Annotated in this window: 1 protein-coding gene; it reads right to left on the bottom strand. The window is 78.2% G+C overall.

Going from position 1 to position 459, the window contains the following annotated elements; genetic code table 11:
* On the bottom strand, positions 1-427 hold a 427-nt coding region (locus HUX53_RS42360; RefSeq protein WP_309236977.1), incomplete at its 3' end, for a DUF2752 domain-containing protein.
* Positions 428-459: the final 32 nt, after the last annotated feature.

The raw sequence follows: 459 nt of genomic DNA, 5'->3' as shown, positions 1-459 counted from the left end.
CCGAGGCGGTGGTGGGGGGCGGGGGGGCCGTCCGGCGTGGACGGCGGGCGCGCGGTGGGGGGGCGGAGGCGATCGCGGCGGACCGGGCGACCGGGTGGGCGGGCCCGGCGTGGACGGGACGGCCCGACGCGAGCGCGGTGGACGCGGTGGGGCGCCCGCACAGGGGACACGGGACTCCGGTGAGCGCCCTTAGGGGACAGAGCACGCCGGGGTCGTTGACGCGGTGGAGCCATGCCGCGCCGATGGCCGCGACGGCCATCGCCGCAACGCGCAGCGCCGTGCCCAGGGGGCCGTGCCGCGCTGCGGTGAGGGTCCGGCTGACGAGCCCGCCCAGCACCCCTTCCGGGTCACCGGTTGCCGCCGCCCCGGGCGCTCCCCCCCACGCATCCCCCGCCTCGATGACGAACTGGTGAGTGACCCTGATCACCGTCACTCTCACCCATCTCACGCCGCCACCGA

Origin of the sequence: Actinomadura sp. BRA 177 (assembly GCF_013372625.1) — a bacterium.
In the GTDB taxonomy this organism is placed as follows: Bacteria; Actinomycetota; Actinomycetes; order Streptosporangiales; family Streptosporangiaceae; genus Spirillospora.
The sequence above is the reverse complement of the archived record's forward strand: the minus strand, read 5'-3'. Positions and strand labels throughout refer to the sequence as shown.